We start from the raw sequence: 17931 nt of genomic DNA, 5'->3' as shown, positions 1-17931 counted from the left end.
GAGGACATGTCGTGAGTGTCCTGGGCGTCGATCCGGACGGGCTCCGCAATACCGGACCGCGATTCGGTGCGGTGGCCGCCGATATCACCACCGCGGCAGAACAATTGCGTCGCGTGCTCGACACCGAGGGGCAGTGCTGGGGCACCGACCAGGTAGGTCAGGCGTTCGCCAAGCGCTACACACCCGACCCGGGACTGAAGGCCATTCAGGACGTGCGGGACGCGTTCACCAGATATGGAGAAGATGTGGTGACCCTGGCCGACAATGTGGAGGCCCAGGAACAGATCATCTCCGGAAATCTGGGCTCGGCTGCGTCCTGATGGGTATCGAGATCCCGGACGAACTGCAATGGGTCGCCAAATGGGTTGTGGGGGCCGGGGATTGGCCGGAAGCCGACGAGACGGCCATACGGCGGATCGCCGATGCGTGGAACGGTATGGCGACGGCGCTCGAGGAGAGCTCCGGTGACGCCGACCTCACCATGCAGGCCGCGCTGACCGCACTCCACTCGGGCGAATCGCATACCGCGCTCAGCGCGCACTGGGACATGGTCGGCGGCAAGGACGACGCCGCGCTACCGAAGCTGATCGAGCATTGCCGATGGCTGGCCGACCAGGCCGATGACGGGGCGCTCGATATCGAGCACACCAAGCTGGCGATCATCACTGCCATGGTCCTGCTCGCCGCCGAACTGGTGGTGGCGGGGTTGACCGCATGGACCGGTGTGGGTGCGGTGGCCGGTGCCGCGGCACGGGTCGCCACCCAGGCCGGGATTCGCATAGCGATCCAGATGTTGATCAAGAGGCTGGCCACCGTGGTCGGAAAGGGCGCGCTTTTCGGAGTCCTCGAAGGCGGCGCGGGTGAACTGATCCCGCACCTGATCCAGTTCGCTTCAGGGGAGCGGACAGGCTTGGACAGCGAGGACTGGCAGGGGCTCAAGGGCAGTGCGATCGCCGGTGCTGTGGGTGGCGCCGTGGGCGGTGGTCTGGGATCCGGCGGGCTTGCCGCACCGTTGACCAACCAGGTGGGCTCCACCGTCGGGAAGACAGTCACCGAACTCGGTGTCGAGAGTGCGGCCGGGGTCGCCGGGAATGTCGCGGGAACCGTGGCCGTCGGTGGCGAATTGACTTTGGAGACCTTCACTTCCGGAGCCGCTGGTGGCGCTGCCGAGCGCGGGGCCTCCGCGGCGGGGGAAGCCGCGGGCACACATTTCGGCCAAGGCGCCCCCTCCGCCCCCGAGACCGGGAGCCCGGCCGATACCGATCCGAGCAGCCCCGCATCAACCCCCTCGGAGTCCGGCGCTCCCGCGCAGCCGGACAACGGCGCACCAGGCGAGCAGACCGCGACACAGCCCGCCGCCACCGGGGCCGATCCGGACACCGGCTCCACCCCGAGCAGCGAATCCCCGAATTCCGCGCCGCAGAACGACTCCGCATCCACCACCTCGGCCAGTCCGGCATCGACTCCCGAAAGCACCCCCACTCGGACCGATTCCGGATCGGCACCCGAAAGTGCCGGGCCGGCACCAACTCCGGATAGCCAGGCGGCCCCGGGGGATACCGCCACCCCGTCCTCGCCCGACAGCCCGGCTTCGACCACGGACAGCACCTCACCGGGCAGTAGCCCCAACTCGTCACCCGACACGCCCGACACTGCCCCCGACGTGCCCGGCACTGCCCCCGATAGACCCGACACCCCGACCTCCGACAGCCCCCCACCGGGCAGCAGCCCCGACCTCTCCCCGGATCCTCCCGGCACCACATCCAACACATCGGATACCCCGCAGACGGTCCTGCCCGACGGAACAGTGCCGGGTAGCAGCCTCAACCTGTCACCGGACCCACCCAGCCCCACGCCGGCCACCTCGGATGCCCCCTCCGCACCGACAACGGGCGACACCTCCACCCCGCACACCTCCGGCACTCCGACGAGCACCGACAACCCCGCCGGCACCAGCGCAGCGGCGACCACCACAACAACGGGCACCCCCGCCACCTCGACACCGTCCTCCACCACAGCTCTCTCCGGCACCCCCACTTCGCAGTCCACCGAGGGCAGCCACCGGCCGAACACCGCTGCGCCCACAACCGAGACCGGCCCGGCGGGAGCGCCACGGACCACTACCGATCCCACCCGCGGAACCCCCCCGAGCCGCGCACCGGAAGCACCGAGTGCGGGCCCTCCGCGCCCGGCCCGCGGCGACCTCGAACGTCCCGGACACCCCGCTGACCGTCCCGCACACCGCCTCGAACCGCCGCGAGAAGCGGCGGGCCTGAACCCCTTTCGCCGGTCGCGACCGACCCCGGCACCCGATGCCGGTAGATCGAGACCGTACGGGGACAGCGATATTTCGAGGCCCGGTGATCACTCCTGGGGTGCCCCGCCACCGCACCGCCCCCCGGACTCCGGCACACCCGCACGCTCCGCCGAGCCCGTTGAACCTGTCGCGCCCCGACCAACGGACGACTCGCACACCCCGGGGACCCGTAACGAGACCGCACCGCTGGAATCCCATCCTCCGGATCGTCGGGCCCTCACCCCGCATGAGCTCGCGGACCGCGCCAATCGCTCGAGCATGGCCAAAGCGATGTACAACTACTCGCAGGAGAACAATCTCTCCTTCGACGATGTTCAACGGGCCGTGCGAGCCGGCGATCTCCTGATCGACCCGAACTGGAATATTTTCCCCAGACCTCGGATCGAGGTGGTCGATGCGCTGCCGCCGCCGGACAATTTCGACGAAGGTTACTTGAACGCGGTTCTCGAGCATCACTACTCGCACAACCGCCGGGTCTCGCCCTACGACAGTATGGCCGACCCTACGTTCGAACCGGGCTGCCCGGACAATGAGCTACCCGCTCATATCACCCGTGACATGCCGGCGGACGCACTGGCCGACGCTGTGGATCCAGTTGCCGACAACCTCTTTCTGAATCACGAAGGCGACGACGCGGTCGTGTGGCGAGATCGGTCCGCCGGTGATGCATTTCTTCGCCAGGAGAACGCGCTGTTCCGAATGGAAAGCAGAGGTCCGGACGAAATCGCCGGCCTCGGTGGGTTCCACTGCCGCAGGCCGGGCGACCCCAACCTCGGGGCCCACACCGGCCAGGCCACCAACGGCGGTGGATGTGTCTCGTTCTCCAACAGTCCGGAACATGTGCTCCAGCGTGAAGATTCGCTGAGCGTCGATATGCACGGAGTCGAACAACTGCCCAACGGGTTGTATCGGCAGACGCGCTACATGTACGAGGCATACCATCCCTTCGGGGTCGACGTGGAGTCCTCACATCGCGACACCGGCCATCCCAGCGGGCATCGGGAAGCGGAAGTTCTCGCACCGGGCGGACTTTCCTCCGACGTGATCTATCGCGTATGGACACGCGAAATCGTGTTCGACCCCGATAACTGGAACCAGATAGTCAGCGCGCGGGTACTACCACCCATCTACAACCCCGATTTCCGATACAGCGATCACCCGAATTTCACCTCACCGGAGAATTCCTCCGCGCCGCCGACGAACCCCGCGCCCGCACCACCACAGCCGGCTCCGACCCCGGACCCCGATCCGGGCCGGGCACCGGAAAACGAACCACCCTCGACCCCTTACCGAGCGCCCGACAGCAACAACGAACAACCTCGACCCCGCTTCGCCACCGACCCCCTCCCCGGTGACCCCATCTGGGACCCGGCCGACATCGCGAACCTCCTCGGCAGGGACTACGCGGAGAGCGACCCTGCGCTCCCGCCACAATCCCGAGCGACGCCCGAGCCGGCGCAGCGGGACTCCGTCGGCCGCACCGACACCGATCTTCGAGCTCACCGATTCCCCCAAGGGCAGCCGGCTCCGGCACTGCACCAGGCGCCCGCCACGAATACGGGCATACCGGAATTCCCCGCTGCACGGACAGATAACGCTACGAACTCAGGCCCGGCCCGGGCACCGGAAAGCGTGCCGCCCGCCCCTGTTCCGCACGCCCCGGAAAACGGTTCAGCACAGCCACCGGCGCCGCGCGGCGACACCAGGACTCACCCCGATCATCACGCCCCGCCGAATGCTCCCGCAGCCCGGTCGACGGAGGCGAGTCCAGGGCTTCGCACACCGACCCCGGGAACCCCGGCTGTACAACCAGGCAACGGCGGGGTCGCGAGTCCTCATGGGAATGCCTCGGTCGCGGCCCCCCACCGCGCGTCGGAAGGTATCGCGCCCCACCCCGGCCACCGTGCGCCGGAGGGTAATTCACCGGCCCGGGCCGACCGACCGCAGACGGCCGGCCCAGCCCGTCCGCAAGGCGGTCGAAGCCCTGTCGGCGACGGCCGACGCACCGACACGCCGGCTTCCCCCGCTCCCCCCGGTACCCACCCGCAGAACCCACCGAACCCCACGCGTGTTTTCCGCGAAGATTGCCGTCGGCTCCCGCCGGTCGAGGGACGCGTAACACCGGTCGCACCGGCGGCACGTCCACGGTCCGGGCCCGCGTACAGCGTCCGGCATGTCGATGTCCCGGGGAATCCGCCCCAGCGGATCACCGTCGCCACGATCGCGGTCCATGTGAGCGCGCCTCCGGATGTGCCCCGCGCGGATGTGCACCGGGTGATGGAATCCGTTCAGACAACCGTCGACAGCGCCTTCAACCGCGGCCACGAACTTCCGGGCGGCGAACGGATCCTGCTCGATATCGTCTACACCAGCGATCCGGCAGCCGCGAATATCCGGGTTTCCGTCGATCCCCGGCAGAACGGGCCGAGCATCTGGAATCCGCATCACGCGGATCCCGGCACTCTCGCCGGCTTCGTGCGCGACCAGTTGGGAATCGGCCCGAGCCGACCAGGGGATCCCGGCCTGAACACCGCGGACCTCCGCGTGATCGGCAACGATATCGCCACCGCGAATACCCGCGCCCCCTTCGCCGACCCTTCCCAGGGCCGAGTCTTCGCGGATGGATACCTCCGGCCTGTCGAACGCCCGGAATACCAGGCCGCCGTCGAGGACGCCCTGCGCATCGGCGACCACTTCCAGATGTTCGCCGACCCACGAACAAATCCCTACTTCTCGCGGATCAACGACGGCGGTACCAGCGTTCCCGGCCGCAACAACAATTGCGTCGAAAGCTGCATGGCTCTCCTCTCGTCGTTCTTCGGCCGGCCCCTGGTTGCCGCGCCGTGCTGGCGAGCCGAGCAACCCGATGCGCACGGGCGGGTGACGGCCGGCGAGGCCGACAGCCTGCGGCGCGCGGCAGCCTGGCTCGGCCAGGACCTGCGGTCCGGATTCGACCTCGGCAGCACCATCAACGAGCAATTCCGCGGCCTGCACGATCAAGTCGCCCGCCTGGGGCCGGGTGCCGCGGCGTTCGTCGTCAACCAATGGCATGCCCGTGACCCCGCCACCAGAGAATTCCAGTACAGCCCCGACGGCCGGCCTGTCACCGACGGCAACCACGCCGTCGCCATCGTCTACCCGCTCGGCGCCGACGGCCCGGTATGGGTGGACCCCCAGGGCAACCGCCTGGCCGAAGGCCCGCCGCAGGACCTGATCGCCGACTCGGCCGGCCTATGGTTCAACCTGATTCCCTCCCCGATAGGCGCACCCTATGCCGGCACCGTTCCAGACCGGAGCACAGGTGGAAGCCCACCTGGACCAGGCCCGGCCCGACCAGGGGTGCTTCCCGGAGACCCCAGACCACCGATATCCGCAGAAGGCGGACGGAGCAGCGATCCCCCGCCGCCAGGGCAGGATCCAGGGACGGCGTCTGAACGACAGCAAGCGCTCGAACGTGTCCTGGCGGATCTGGAACGCGACGGCGTCGAGGTCCGATCCGATGAGGAAGCTCACGCCTACCTCGACTTCTGCGCCCGGATGCAGGGCATCGAAGCCGATCAGGTGCATGCGGTAAGCCTCGGCGAGGACCTGATCATGGTCCGGCGCGAGCACGCCTCGAACGTACGGGTTCTACGTGAAGAATGGATACACACCCGCCAGGCCGCCGCCGGCCAGGTCTCTACGGGGGCCGATGGGGGATCGGTCCTGGACAACGAAATCCGAGCACGGGAAATAATCTTGGAGAACCGGAGTACATGGTGCATCACGACCGAGGAGGTCGCTGAGATAGAAGAGGAGATAAGAATTATGCGTGAGAGAGGGCGATACTGATATGAGCACGGGGGAAGGGCCACCAGAGGTCCCCGACTTCATCCGCAAGAAGCATCCCGAGATGCCTGCCGTCGTGCTGGCCATCCACCAGTACGACGCGAGCGAAGAAGTAAGTGCGACCTGTTACAAATGCAAAGCAGTGCTGCGGGTAACCGACCTTCGTGAATTCGGCGTACTCGAGGTTGAATGCGGTAACGGGTGCACACGCTACCGCCAGCGTACGCCCCCTGCCGATCCGTCAACCAAACCGACGTGAAAGATCTGAAGTCCGGAATGCGATCCTGGTATCCGGTCCAAAAATCGAGTTCGTATCAGCGATAGGAGCACCCGATGCCGGCACAGTTCCAGACCGAGGAACAGGTGAAAACCCATCTGGCACAGATCCTCGAACCCGACCGGGAGTACCGGATCTACCAGATCGATCACGGGTGGGTGTGCTCCCCGATACCGACCCAGCACGAAATCTCGGCCCAGCAGGACATCGGGATGCCGAAACTGGTGGTCGACGCGGAGATCGGAGCGATCTACGAGTATCCGAGCTGGTCGGTCGGAATGATCACCAGCAGCTTCCACACCTCCAAGGAGGCGGGCAGCCGACCCGAGGCCGTACAGATCTACCCCAGGCAGCCCCCGCCGCCCCCGGCATGGATCCCGGAACCACCCCGAACTCACCATCGCGTCCCCCAGGTGCATCTCCAGAAGGAATGGGAGGACGCCCTGATAGTCGGGTACTCGGTGAGCTTCGACAACCCGTACCTGGCCGGCAGCATATTCCCCCTGGAGATCAACAAGCAGACCCACGACGTCCAGCCCCGGGAATTCCTGCCCGGCGACCGGATACCGGAACAGGTGGCGGCGTGGATCATGCAGTACCGCCTCGTCAACCGGGGGGTATGGCCCGACCGGGGCAGTTTCGACCACTAGACCCGACACCCCACTCAACCCATAACCCGACCACAGTACAACCCATTGATCCGGAGGGGTTTTCATGACCGACGTTCGCATATTCAATCGGCTCGGAAGGCCCGCACTTCCACCGATATCGGAGAACGATCGGGCAACCGCACGCAGGAGCCCCGGGAAGTGGTTCTACTACGTGGATCCCGCGGTCAGTCGCGACGGACCGATCTTTCCGGAGAACGTTATGTCCGGACGGAAAGCCGATGACGCAGGCAATGTGAGCGAAGAATACTGGATGAACGACGGATTCATTCCTGTCCCGAGTACAGCGGGAATGAAATTCGCAAACGAATTCGAATTGATATTCTGGCGAACCATGAAGGGGTACTGCCGTGCCGGCGACTTCGTGCGGGGACTTTCCGGCGCGGAATTATTGGCAGTCGCGCTCGAAGATATGCCTGATAAGGCGCCTCTGAAATACGAGGGCGAAGAAAGAGTGCTCGAGGTATACACATCGGCACAGTTCCTACCCGCAGACACCAACCCCTTTCTTCGAATATCGCTGACCGGAATGTACATTCTGGACTACATCTGCCCCATCGAGAACAGTGTCATACATTTCAACCCCGGGGGCGCACCGAGCATGGGTTTGTGGGGCTCCATGATCCTCTCGCTGTGGAACGAACTCAAAGAAGTCGACGCGCAGATCAAGGCGGACGAGGAACGGGGCATCGTATTCGATGTACCACCGGAACCCGGTCGCCCGAGGAGTATGTGAGTCCTCGGAATCACCGTGTTCGACCGCGGTATTGCGCTCTTGGTTGCCAGGACCTCCCGAAACTGCCCGGTCTCGTCGCGCATCGCGGAATCGGGTCGACAGAAATCCGATTCGATCGGCGAACCGGTCCCGAGTACCCCGCAACGGACAAATCTGAGGCGAGCCGAAACAGGCTGTGGCGGAATCGGACAACTGCGCAAGCGATGGCGACGACGGGCCACGCAGTTGTCCCGTTCGGCCGGCAACCCCGGAGAGTGCCCGGGGCGATGCCATCGGACGAGGATGGTTCATGGCTTGTTCCGGCGTTCACAATGCCTCGCCTTACGGGCCAGTTGCGCCCTCCGGGATCGGGTCGTTGAGTTGTCGGGTGGTGGCACGAATCGATCTGAACGGTGACCATGGCATCACGGTTGGGGAGGTGGAGCGGGTGTGGTTCAATCGGGAATATCTCACTGCGGAGGGCAGGCCGAAGGCCACGACGCATCCCTTGATGCAGCAGACGGGGAATCTCTTCACCACTTCCGCGGAGGCGACGGTTTCGGTGAACTACTACTGACAGATGCATATGACAGGCATGAGCCATGTATCCCGCCGCACTCAAGAGGCGCTAGCTGCGGTGGCTCACCTGTACATGGGGATCGGTTGGAAGCCGTCTCGCCGGCGGTGATCATGCATGCCCGGTCCAACAAGCCCGGCCTTGTGTACCACTCTGCCGGACGCAACCGCGGTTTCGGCTTCATGACTAACCAAGCACCACCGAATCGGCAACAGGTCGGCGACGAACTACAAGAGGTCGATTTGGTCAGGCTCTGGTAGCTGAGTAGGCCGTTCGTCGGTGTACCACGCGTATTCGATCCCGCTCAGTCGTCCAGCTTCGACCCACAGAATGATCTCGCCGATCGGCTTTCCCGCCGGGTCGGTAACAGTTCCGTTCGCGACGATCCCGTCTGTCACACCGCCCGCCTGGGCGGGACCCGGGCGTACCTCTATATCAACACTGGGTGATCCGACACCCCACGTGGATACAACCTGCGAATCTGGTATTTGCGCAAGGTATTCGGCTGAACCATGTCGGCCCGAGGACAACATCTTCGTTATGACCGCGGTCTCGAGGTCGGTTAGCGGCCTCGGCTGAATCGGGGTACTACCCATCGTTCCTCCTCTGTATTCGGGTAATGTTACGGAATGTAGGCGGTACCGATCTTGAATACTCCGTTTATCATAGCCCCGCGAATGTGAACCGTTTCGCCATTGATAGTGCGCACCAGGGGGTTCGAGGCATTGTATACGCCTTCCGGAACTCCCTGCACGCTCTCGATGATCTTCGTCATCGTAGCCTCTTCGCCACCCAACGACTTCACCAAATTGTCCAATTTGTGCTTCGGTACGAAGACGTGCCCCATCGCCTCTTTATCGAGCGCATAGTCGAGGGAACTTTTCAATCTGTCACTTGCGGCTTTCGCTATATCGGCGGTTCGCTGTGCGAGGAGATCGGCGATTCGTTGAAGCTCGGCGCGTCTGACCGCAAGATCATCGCCGGTCTGCGTGACTTTATCGACAAACTTTGCCGCCCGCTTTGCGCTGATGACACGATCGACATAATTCTTCATCTTCAATGCGAGTTTGCCGGCTTTGGCTGCCGCGACAGCGGCGGTGCCGAACCCTGCCGTCAACGCGCCTGCGATTACACCTAGCACGACGGTTTCGGCGACCTCTTGGGCGAGATCCTTTCCGAGGTCAACCAGCAGATTTCCTAGTTGTCGTCGGAATTCCACGATCGCATCATGGTGTCCTCGGCAGGAATTTGCGAGGTCTCTATAGAGGGTCAACAGACCCTCCGCTGAATTCTTCAGTTCACGAATATCCTCATCTACCAATGCCGCGTCGGGCGCAGTTTCGGTTTCGAATGACTTCGCGATCTGATCTAATTTCGCGGGAAGGTTTGCGACCACCGGGTCGGCGGCGAATTTTTCCCAAACATCTGCGGCGACTTCGAGGTCCCCGGGCTCTCCGTCGGGAATTGAAACGCCGAAATCCTCGAGAGCTGACACAGCGAATCCGACGTCGTCGAAAAGGCCGCTGCCGGGGCCACCGGCCGAGGGCGGTGGTGCCGGACGCTTCTCAACGGCCGGTGGAAATTGCGTGGGTTTGGTCGGCTCCGGTCGGCCGGTCCCTTCGACATAGTCGGCGAGGGCATGGTTATAGCCAAGCTCACGAACGATGTTGGCGTAGTTGCCCATCGCGTTGATCAACAATTCCGTCATGCTCATCGCGGTGGCGACGGTCGAATCGTATGAGGTCGCCCAAGCTTTGGATTCGCCGACGTTGCCGCCCATGTTGGCGGTCTCTCCAAGTGCGGCGATCCGGGTGGAATAGGCCCGCTGATACTCGGTGGCGTGGGAGTACAGCGACTCACCCGCCTGCAAATACACTGTCGGATCGACTACCAAGGTCGTCATGGGCACCACCACCTATCGGACATCGTCAAACTTCCGACTAGCGTGCCAAGCGAATTCTTGTACGGCGCAGTGTTCGTCGCCCGGTTCGCTGATGATGAAAGTCACCGGCCCAGGATCACGCGGTTGGTCTCGATTGCCGCGGTGTATCGATCGTGTGCTGCCCGGGCTGCATTTCTCATGGCATCTATACCCTCGGCGGCATCGGTGACCCCGGCAGCCCACTGTCGAAAGGCATCTCGCTGTGCCGTCGCTGCCTCCCCTCCCCACGTGGTATGCAGAGCTGCCATCCGCTGTTCGAGGGCGGTGAGACTGTCGGCAAGGAAGCCGATAAAGTTCCCTACGCGCGCGGTGATATTGTCCAACTCTGCAAGATCAACTTGAAAAGAATATTCCTCGGGCACGTTCACCTTCACTGTTCACTGTTCTCAAATATTCAGCGACCCATAACTCTGAGAGTTGTCGTCGTCCTGTTCAACATAGGTGCGACTGTTGACGCCCAGTAGAACTGCGATGTCCCCCAACGCATCCAAGACCGTTATGACCCCCTGCTTGGTCTCCTGCCATCCTGCCTGATAGCTGGATGCCGAGACGCCCCTCCATACTCCAAGCATTCCCTCGATATCCGTATCAAGGGAATGCAGTGCGTTGACAAGGGTATTCGCCGTCTGCTGGACGAACTGGCCGGCGTCGACTACTTCTTCCGGCACAACGTGCAAATCTGGTGTCGGATTCTCGGGCTCAGAAATGAGCGACCCCCTTGAGCGAGTACAGACTTAGAAGCACGCTATCAGAGTCAGCACCTACCCGCCCACGAGCCCGCCCGCAACCTGGCCTCGGCCGCCCGAGTGATACGCAATCATCATGATCTGCTCGACCCTGCAGGCGACGGGGCGTTGTTTGCGGCCGTGCGCAGGTCGTCGTGGGTAAGTCGTCCGTTGCGCGTGCTGTCGAACCTCGGCGCTGATCGTTTGGGAGCCCGTCTCGCTGATGGTGATCATGCACTTGGGACCCGTTGGTACGTTCAGCCGTGACGGTGCTTCCACGGCGAAGACCGGCGACCTTGCCTTTCCCGAGTCGCGGACGGCTCCCGGCGCTCGGGCAGCGTCACCGACAGGATCAGCACGGCGAGTGGCAGGCCGGAGGGCAACCGCCTGTGTCCGTGCGTCCGGTTTCGTCACAGTGCTTGCCCCTCCACGATTCGATAGGGATGTACCGGAACCGAGCCGCACACCCTCGGTCCGGCGGTCACTGATTGTCCTCGATGTACTGTGCCGCGAGCCGGAAACGCCGGCAGTTGTGTTTGGTGTGGTCGGCCATCAGGTGGATGGCGTGTGCTCGCCCGCGGATGGGGTCGGTGCTCTTGCAGGCTGCCGGGTGGTCGAGGTGGCGGAGGCCGGCGGCGACGCGCTCGAGGAGGTCGCGGTTGCGGGTGTGCCAGAGTCGGAGGGTGGCCGCCATCGACTGGTTGTGCGCGCGTCTGGTGGGGAGTTTCGGTGGTTCCTGACGCAGGTGGTCGTCGACCGGGGCGGTACCGGAAGGGATCGGGTCCACGCAGGCCGGCTCGCGGACGGTGGTTTCGGTTGAGGGAACGGGCATAACGGTCGGCTCCGGGTTCTGTTGGGGCGAAAGTCGAGCGTGCGCCTCTGCGGGTTGCGGTAATGATCGGTTTCAGCATTGCTGTGTTCTTGCGGCAGAAGGACACACCGAACCCGTACGGAGGCCGTACCCTGGCGGTATCGCAGCGGAGGGGAGAACGCCGAAAGATGACGATTATCAAGTGGACTGGGCTCGAGGTCGCCGCGCTGCGTACAGCGTTGCGGGACACGCAGGTTCAGTTCGCCGACCGGATCGGTTGTTCGATCGAGTCGGTCGGCAAATGGGAGCGCAGGGGTGCGGATATCACGCTGGGGGCGAAGTACTCCGAGTGTATGGACACCACCCGCCGCAGGCTCGATGATGAGCAGCGGGCACGATTCGATGTCGCTCTACGCGAGCCGGACTCGACTCCCCAAACCGCCGGGCCGGAAGTATCCTCGCTGAGTACTGCCGATGATTTGTTCGACCCGCAGAAAGTCGATGACGTGAGGCGACGTGATTTCGGGGCCACCATTCTAGGATTGCCGACCCTCGCTGTCGGTGTCGCGAAGTCGGACACGATTACGACGCCAATCGAAATGTCAGACGTGGTGAGTGGCACCCGTGTGGCCCCGGAACTCGTGGACTACTTCCGCTCCCAACTCTCCGGTCACTACACCGCAGATATGTATCTGGGGCCTCTGTACCTCATTCCCACCGTGCAGGCTCAAACGGAATTGATCGCGCGGCTCGCTGGTACGGCTGCCCCGCCGGTGAGGCGGGGGCTGCTCGAGATCGGCACCGCGTATGCCGCTCTTCTCGGGTGGCTGTATCAGGATGCAGGGAATCGTGCGGCCTCGGCAAAATGGCGGGGTGCCACGTTATCTCTCGCGCACCGCTGCGGCAATCCCCAGCTCATCTCCTACGCGCTTTCGAATATGGCAATGCTCGCGCTGGACGACAACGACGGCCGTACTGTCGTCGACTACGCGCGTGCAGCTCTAGCGGTCGGGACGAAGCTTTCCCCGAAGGTCCGCGTGATGGCGCTTCAGTACGAGGCGCATGGGCACGCAATGCTCGGTGATCGGTCCACAGCGGACCGCCGGCTCGATGAGGCTGTTCCTCTCATCGACCGAATTGATGACGCGCATCCGTGGGGAAATTCCTGCCGCCGTACCCCGCGCTATGTGGAAGTACAGCGTGCGACCTGTTACGGGCGCACCGGAAGTACGCAGGACGCAACCGATGCAGTCGCCCTGTGGGACGAGATCATGGACTCCATGCCGGAGTCAGCACGCCGCGACAATGCGGTGTTCCGGGCACGGCAGTCGGCTGTGCTTTCCAGAGTCCCTGACCCCGACCGGGCCGTATGGGCGGCAGCGGAAGCGGTGGATGCGGCGCGAGTTACTGGGTCGGCGAGGCTCCGCATCGAACTGCAGGGGATCACTTCCCATGCCCGGGCTTGGGGGTACACCTCAGCGGGACGTGAACTTCGCGCTCTCGTAGGGTCCGTCGCATGACCGAACTTCCCGCACTGCTGGACGACAACGAAATTTCCCGCCGCCTCGAAGCTCTGTCTGGCTGGAAGCGTGACGGTGACGAGATCACACGCACATTCGCGCACACCTACCACGAGTGCGTGCACCTCGCGATGTATGTCGCGGCGAAGGCACGAGAGGTGAGCCACCATCCTGACATGCTAATCACATGGCAGCGGATCGAGTTCCGGATCACGACCCACGATGTCGGTCGGAAACTGACCGAGCTGGACTTCAATCTGGCGCGGGACATCGACCGGATCGCGGAAGCTTCTGGCGCGACCGCGGTCGATAGGAAGACTTGCCACCGATAGGAAGCAGGCTGCGGCGAATTATTGCCAACCGGCGGGCGGCTCGTCGGGTGTGCTCTGCCAGGTACCGCGCGATTTGGCGAGGTCGATGGCTGCTTGCCCGGCCTCGGTCATCAGGCCCTGCGCGGTCATGCGGGCGGCGCGCTCCCGGTTGACCGCGCTCCAGCTGCTCGTCGGCCGGCGTGGGGTGAACCGCAGCCGTGAGCTGTGGGCATCGTGTTTGCGGTGCAGCCCGTCGATCCAGCCGTAGCAGAGGGCGTGTTCGATGGCCTCGTGGTAGCGCAGTCCGGGTGTCGCGCTGTCCTTGTGGGGGATCACCAGCCAGACCTCGGTCTCGGAGCGGCCGTGGGTTTCCAGCCAGGCGCGCCACACCTCGGCGCTGGTTGCCTGCACGTCCATATCAGGCGCCCTTCGTCGACTCGACGATGTCGAGGTAGTGCTGGTTGTACATGACGCCGAGCGCGTTGCCGAACGGGTCGATGACCGACGCGGTGACGAATCCCGGGCCGCGTTCGGTGACGTCCTGATGCGATGTGGCTCCCAGTGACAGCAGTCGTTCGTACGCGGCCCGGACATCGTCGACGGCCCAGTAGGTGAGTGTCGCGCCGACGTCCGAGCCGGCCCGGCTCGCGGGCGCGAACCGGCGGTCGATGAACCCGAGTTCGTGTTCGAAATCGCCGATGCGGAACTCGACGTATGCGGGTGTGCCCTCGACCTCACGGACGAAGTAGGGCTCGACACCGAGCAGTTCGGTGTACCAGCGCACGGCGGAGCCGAGATCGTCGACGACGAAGTTGGTGGTGGTGAGTCCTCGCAGCATGGCGGTTGTTCCTCTCTTGTTCCTGACTGTCGGGTGTCACTCTTCCAGCTAAAGTGCTCACCAACTGAGCACTTTTTCGGGGAGGTTGGAGCAATGCGCGCAGACCGGCTTGTCGCGGCCCTGTTGTTTCTCCAGCATCGAGGGCGGGTGACCGCCGCTGAGCTCGCCACGGAGCTCGAGGTGTCGGTGGCGACCGCCCGCCGCGATCTGGAAGCGCTGGCGGCGGCAGGAATTCCCGTGTATCCGCAGCCGGGGCGCGGTGGTGGCTGGGCGCTTGTCGGCGGCGCGCGCACCGATCTCAGCGGGCTGTCGGCCACCGAGACGCAGGCACTGTTCCTGCTGGTCGGTTCGGCGGCCTCGGTCTCGGGCGAGGCCAAGACCGCCCTCCGCAAGCTCCTCCGTGCTCTCCCGCACACCTTCCGGGCCGACGCGGAAGCGGCCGCCGGCGCGGCCATGAACGATCGCACCGGGTGGAGCGGGCTGGACCGGCCGCGACCGGACCTCGTCGGTCTCCTGCAGAACGCGGTGGTACGCCGCCGGCGTGTGCGACTGGCCTACACCGATGCCAAGGGGGAGCGATCGGTGCGCCTGGTCGACCCGTGGGGGCTCGTCGACAAGGACGACGTCTGGTACTTGATCGCCGGTACCGAGCGTGGACAGCGCACCTTCCGAGTAGACCGCGTCGTCGAGGCGGTGGCGACCGAGGACCCGGCGGAACGTCCCGACGACTTCGCACTCGACCGGGCCTGGAAGGAGGTGGTCGGAGAGGTGGAGCGGAAGCGGTCCCGCACCTGGGCGACGGTGCTCGTCGAGACCCGGCACGTGCCGATCCTGCGCGACCATTTCGGCCTCCACTGCCACACCGAGGCCGAGCTCGACGACGGGCGCAGCCGCGTACGGATCGCCGCACCGACGCCTCGCGATATCGCCCGGAATCTCGCCGGCTGGGGCTCGCTGGTCGAGGTGCTCGCGCCCCCGCCGGTTCAGGCGGAGCTGGCGCGGATCGGCAGCGAGCTGGCCGGGCTGTACGGTCGCTGATTCTCGCCCCGGCAGGTGTTCACGGCGACAACGGATCATGCCTGCACCGGCCAGCGAGAAGGCGGAGTCGTGGATTTCGCTTCAGGACAGATGGAGACGCGGTGCCGGGGCGGATCGGCCAGTGGTGGAACCGGCCGATCCGGTAGCGAATATCCGGCGCCCGATTCGGGCTCAGGCGGGGACTCCCAGCGAATCGGCGAGGAACGGCCAGGAATGGTGCAGGTCGTCCTCCCAGTAACCCCAGGAGTGCGTGCCTACCGGCCGATCATGCAGTGTCACGGGGATATTCAGTTCGCGCAGCCGGTTGGTGAGGTTCATCGTGCAGTGCTGAATCGCTGCTTCGATCGGTCCGCCGAAGGCGATCTGCACCGGCAGCGGTATCCGCCCCTCCTGGACCCTTTTGTCGGCGGGAGTGTCGTGCGGTGCCGCCGGGAGACCGCTGCCCGTGCTCAGGTAGATGGCGGTGCCGCGCAGCCGGTCGGCGTTCACCAGGGGATCGTTGGCGCGCCACAGTGGTCCGTTGCGTGGGCCCCACATGTTTTCGACGCTCTGGCCGCCGCCCCAGGTCTCGACGGTGATCCGGACGAACTCCTGTCCGAGCGGGTCCGAGGTCTGCGCGCACCCGCTGTAGGAGGCGACGCTTTTCCAGAAGCCGGGTTTGGCGACGGCCAGGTTCAATACCGAGGTGCCGCTCATCGATACGCCGGCCAGTGCCCGGGTGCCGTCGGCGTTCAGGAATCCCTCGATCACCGGTGGCAGCTCTTCGTTGAGGAAGGTCTGCCATTTGTTCCGGCCCAGGACGGCGTCGTCGCGGATCCAGTCGGTGTAGTAGGAACCGGCGCCGCCGAACGGGGTCACGACATTGACGTCTTTGTCGCGCAGGAATCCGACGGCGTCGGTTTGTACATCCCAGCCGCTGCCGTGGGGACCGCCCTGCGAACCGTTCAGCAGATACAGCGTGGGTCGCGGGCGGGAACCGTCCGCGGCTCGGATGACCTGCACCTGGATCGGCCGGTTCATCGCCGGTGAGAACACCGAAACCAGTTGCTGCCGGTCGTTCACCTGCTCCACCGAAACCACGCTCGCCGCCCCGGGATCGGCTGTCCCGGTCGCGCAGGTGCCGATCAGGCAGGCGGTGGTCAGAGCGGCGGCGAGGGCGTATCGCACTGCGGTGGTGCGGGAGGATCGCGGTGTGCTCAATGTCGGCCTTTCGTATGCCTCACGCGGTCACTGTCCGGATGACGCCGGCGGCCGCGGTATTCGCCGGCCGTCCGGATCGACATCGGAAGGGGTTCGTGCTGCCGCGGCCTCCGGTTCGGTGCAAGAAGACAGGGAACGCATATCCGGCGAGAGTGCAGCCGTGTACCCCGCTCGGCCGGTGCCGCTAGGCGACGGTAGCCCTGCCGGGGTCCGCCTGTAGTTGCGGCGCGCCGGGGAGTTCGCCGAGCATGGCCGCCAGCTTCGTCAATTGCGGCCGGCGGTGCGCGGAGCGCCAGATCAACGCCATCCTCGACTCCTCGTCGAAACCGGTGACGCGGACGAAGCGGAGATCGGCGCGCTGATTGCGTTCCGCCACCGGACGGCAGGTCAGCATCGCGTACCGCCCGGTGGCGGCGAGAGTCATCCCTTCTTGGAGCGTCGCCACCCGGACCGTCGCCGTGATGGGTCTGCCGAGCGGCGTGAAGCGCGGGAAGTGGACGTCGCGCCAATATTCCGGTGCGGGTCCGTCCACCGATACGAGGTCCACGGTGGCCAAGGCTTCGGCATCGATGCGTTCGACCGTCGCCAGAGGATGACCGCGCCCCACCGCCAACATTCGCGGCGCGGGCGGGAACACGTAGCCGACCGCGAGTTCGGGCTCCCGCACCGGTAACAGGGCTACGGCGGCGTCGACCTGCCCGGCCAGCACAGCGCCGAAAGGGTCGCCGAGCGGGATTTCCTGCAATGACAAGGCCACGTCGGGGTTGTCGCGGGCGAATCTGGTGAGTGTCCAGGTGACGGTTTCGTAGGCGATGCCTTGAAAACCGAGGCGGACCGGAGCGGGCAGCTCGTGCCGCGCCTCCTGCCGCGCACCACCGACCAGATCGACCAGCTCGCTGTACACGGGGCGCACGCGCTCCACGAATTCGGCGCCGAAATCGGTGAGGGCCACCCGGCGGCTGGTGCGGTGCACGAGTTGCGTGCCGATGGTGCGTTCCAGCGCGGCGACCAGCTGGCTCACCCGGCTCTGCGACACCCGCAGGCGCTGGGCCGTCCGGCCGAAATGCAGCTCTTCGGCCAGTATCAGCAGACACTCCAGCTCGCGGACGGGTAGGTCCGGCATGCCGCTCCTCCCGGTCACCGCGATCGATCAGTTCAGCTGAT

16 protein-coding genes are annotated in these 17931 nt (G+C 65.0%); 8 read left to right on the top strand and 8 right to left on the bottom strand.

Going from position 1 to position 17931, the window contains the following annotated elements; all coding sequences use genetic code 11:
* Positions 1 to 11: 11 nt before the first annotated feature.
* The 5 genes from QH195_RS09860 to QH195_RS09840 all read left to right on the top strand — a co-directional run bounded on the left by QH195_RS09860 (position 12) and on the right by QH195_RS09840 (position 8382).
* Complete coding sequence (locus tag QH195_RS09860; protein ID WP_280435129.1) at positions 12 to 320, top strand: WXG100 family type VII secretion target; 309 nt, start codon at positions 12 to 14, stop codon at positions 318 to 320.
* Positions 320 to 6148 carry a toxin glutamine deamidase domain-containing protein gene (locus tag QH195_RS09855; RefSeq protein ID WP_280435128.1) on the top strand — a complete coding sequence of 1943 codons (5829 nt, stop codon included), beginning with the start codon at positions 320 to 322 and terminating at the stop codon, positions 6146 to 6148. Before QH195_RS09860 ends, QH195_RS09855 begins: the two co-directional genes overlap by 1 nt.
* Before the next feature lie 330 nt (positions 6149 to 6478).
* Positions 6479 to 7072 (top strand): hypothetical protein, encoded by a 594-nt coding sequence (locus QH195_RS09850; RefSeq protein ID WP_280435127.1) that lies wholly within the window; start codon positions 6479 to 6481, stop codon positions 7070 to 7072.
* 64 nt (positions 7073 to 7136) lie between these two features.
* The gene (locus tag QH195_RS09845) at positions 7137 to 7826 is read left to right on the top strand and encodes a hypothetical protein (protein ID WP_280435126.1); all 690 of its coding nucleotides are present in this window, start codon (positions 7137 to 7139) and stop codon (positions 7824 to 7826) included.
* Between the two features lie 367 nt (positions 7827 to 8193).
* A complete protein-coding gene (locus tag QH195_RS09840; RefSeq protein ID WP_348536869.1) occupies positions 8194 to 8382 on the top strand; it encodes a hypothetical protein in 189 nt (62 codons plus the stop codon).
* A 622-nt stretch (positions 8383 to 9004) separates the two neighbouring features.
* On the opposite strand, the gene QH195_RS09835 is transcribed toward QH195_RS09840, so the two are convergent.
* The 4 genes from QH195_RS09835 to QH195_RS09820 all read right to left on the bottom strand — a co-directional run bounded on the left by QH195_RS09835 (position 9005) and on the right by QH195_RS09820 (position 11881).
* Positions 9005 to 10285 carry a hypothetical protein gene (locus QH195_RS09835; protein WP_280435124.1) on the bottom strand — a complete coding sequence of 427 codons (1281 nt, stop codon included), beginning with the start codon at positions 10283 to 10285 and terminating at the stop codon, positions 9005 to 9007.
* Positions 10286 to 10386: 101 nt separating this feature from the next.
* A complete protein-coding gene (locus QH195_RS09830) occupies positions 10387 to 10698 on the bottom strand; it encodes a WXG100 family type VII secretion target (RefSeq protein WP_280435123.1) in 312 nt (103 codons plus the stop codon).
* Positions 10699 to 10710: 12 nt separating this feature from the next.
* Positions 10711 to 11001, bottom strand: coding sequence for a WXG100 family type VII secretion target (locus QH195_RS09825; protein WP_432278463.1), 291 nt, complete (start codon positions 10999 to 11001; stop codon positions 10711 to 10713).
* A gap of 529 nt (positions 11002 to 11530) precedes the next feature.
* Positions 11531 to 11881, bottom strand: a complete 351-nt coding sequence (locus QH195_RS09820) for a hypothetical protein (protein ID WP_280435121.1) — start codon at positions 11879 to 11881, stop codon at positions 11531 to 11533.
* A 167-nt stretch (positions 11882 to 12048) separates the two neighbouring features.
* Here QH195_RS09820 and QH195_RS09815 point away from each other — a divergent pair, with 167 nt between their 5' ends.
* Positions 12049 to 13380 carry a helix-turn-helix domain-containing protein gene (locus tag QH195_RS09815; protein WP_280435120.1) on the top strand — a complete coding sequence of 444 codons (1332 nt, stop codon included), beginning with the start codon at positions 12049 to 12051 and terminating at the stop codon, positions 13378 to 13380.
* On the top strand, positions 13377 to 13712 hold the full coding sequence (locus tag QH195_RS09810) for a 4a-hydroxytetrahydrobiopterin dehydratase (protein ID WP_280435119.1): 336 nt from the start codon (positions 13377 to 13379) through the stop codon (positions 13710 to 13712). The genes QH195_RS09815 and QH195_RS09810 overlap by 4 nt, the downstream gene beginning before the upstream one ends.
* A gap of 18 nt (positions 13713 to 13730) precedes the next feature.
* Here the strand turns inward: QH195_RS09810 and QH195_RS09805 are convergent, their stop codons facing one another.
* Positions 13731 to 14108 carry a YdeI/OmpD-associated family protein gene (locus tag QH195_RS09805; RefSeq protein WP_280435118.1) on the bottom strand — a complete coding sequence of 126 codons (378 nt, stop codon included), beginning with the start codon at positions 14106 to 14108 and terminating at the stop codon, positions 13731 to 13733.
* 1 nt (position 14109) lies between these two features.
* Entirely contained in the window at positions 14110 to 14529 is a 420-nt protein-coding gene (locus QH195_RS09800; protein ID WP_280435117.1) for a VOC family protein, read from the bottom strand.
* A 93-nt stretch (positions 14530 to 14622) separates the two neighbouring features.
* Here QH195_RS09800 and QH195_RS09795 point away from each other — a divergent pair, with 93 nt between their 5' ends.
* The gene (locus tag QH195_RS09795; RefSeq protein ID WP_280435116.1) at positions 14623 to 15567 is read left to right on the top strand and encodes a helix-turn-helix transcriptional regulator; all 945 of its coding nucleotides are present in this window, start codon (positions 14623 to 14625) and stop codon (positions 15565 to 15567) included.
* Between the two features lie 171 nt (positions 15568 to 15738).
* Here the strand turns inward: QH195_RS09795 and QH195_RS09790 are convergent, their stop codons facing one another.
* Together QH195_RS09790 and QH195_RS09785 are read right to left on the bottom strand one after the other, a co-directional pair.
* A complete protein-coding gene (locus QH195_RS09790) occupies positions 15739 to 16767 on the bottom strand; it encodes an alpha/beta hydrolase (protein WP_280435115.1) in 1029 nt (342 codons plus the stop codon).
* A 184-nt stretch (positions 16768 to 16951) separates the two neighbouring features.
* The gene (locus QH195_RS09785; protein WP_280425886.1) at positions 16952 to 17890 is read right to left on the bottom strand and encodes a LysR family transcriptional regulator; all 939 of its coding nucleotides are present in this window, start codon (positions 17888 to 17890) and stop codon (positions 16952 to 16954) included.
* Positions 17891 to 17931 lie beyond the last annotated feature (41 nt).

Source organism: Nocardia carnea (genome assembly GCF_029868855.1).
Lineage (GTDB): Bacteria > Actinomycetota > Actinomycetes > Mycobacteriales > Mycobacteriaceae > Nocardia > Nocardia carnea_A.
The sequence above is the reverse complement of the archived record's forward strand: the minus strand, read 5'-3'. Positions and strand labels throughout refer to the sequence as shown.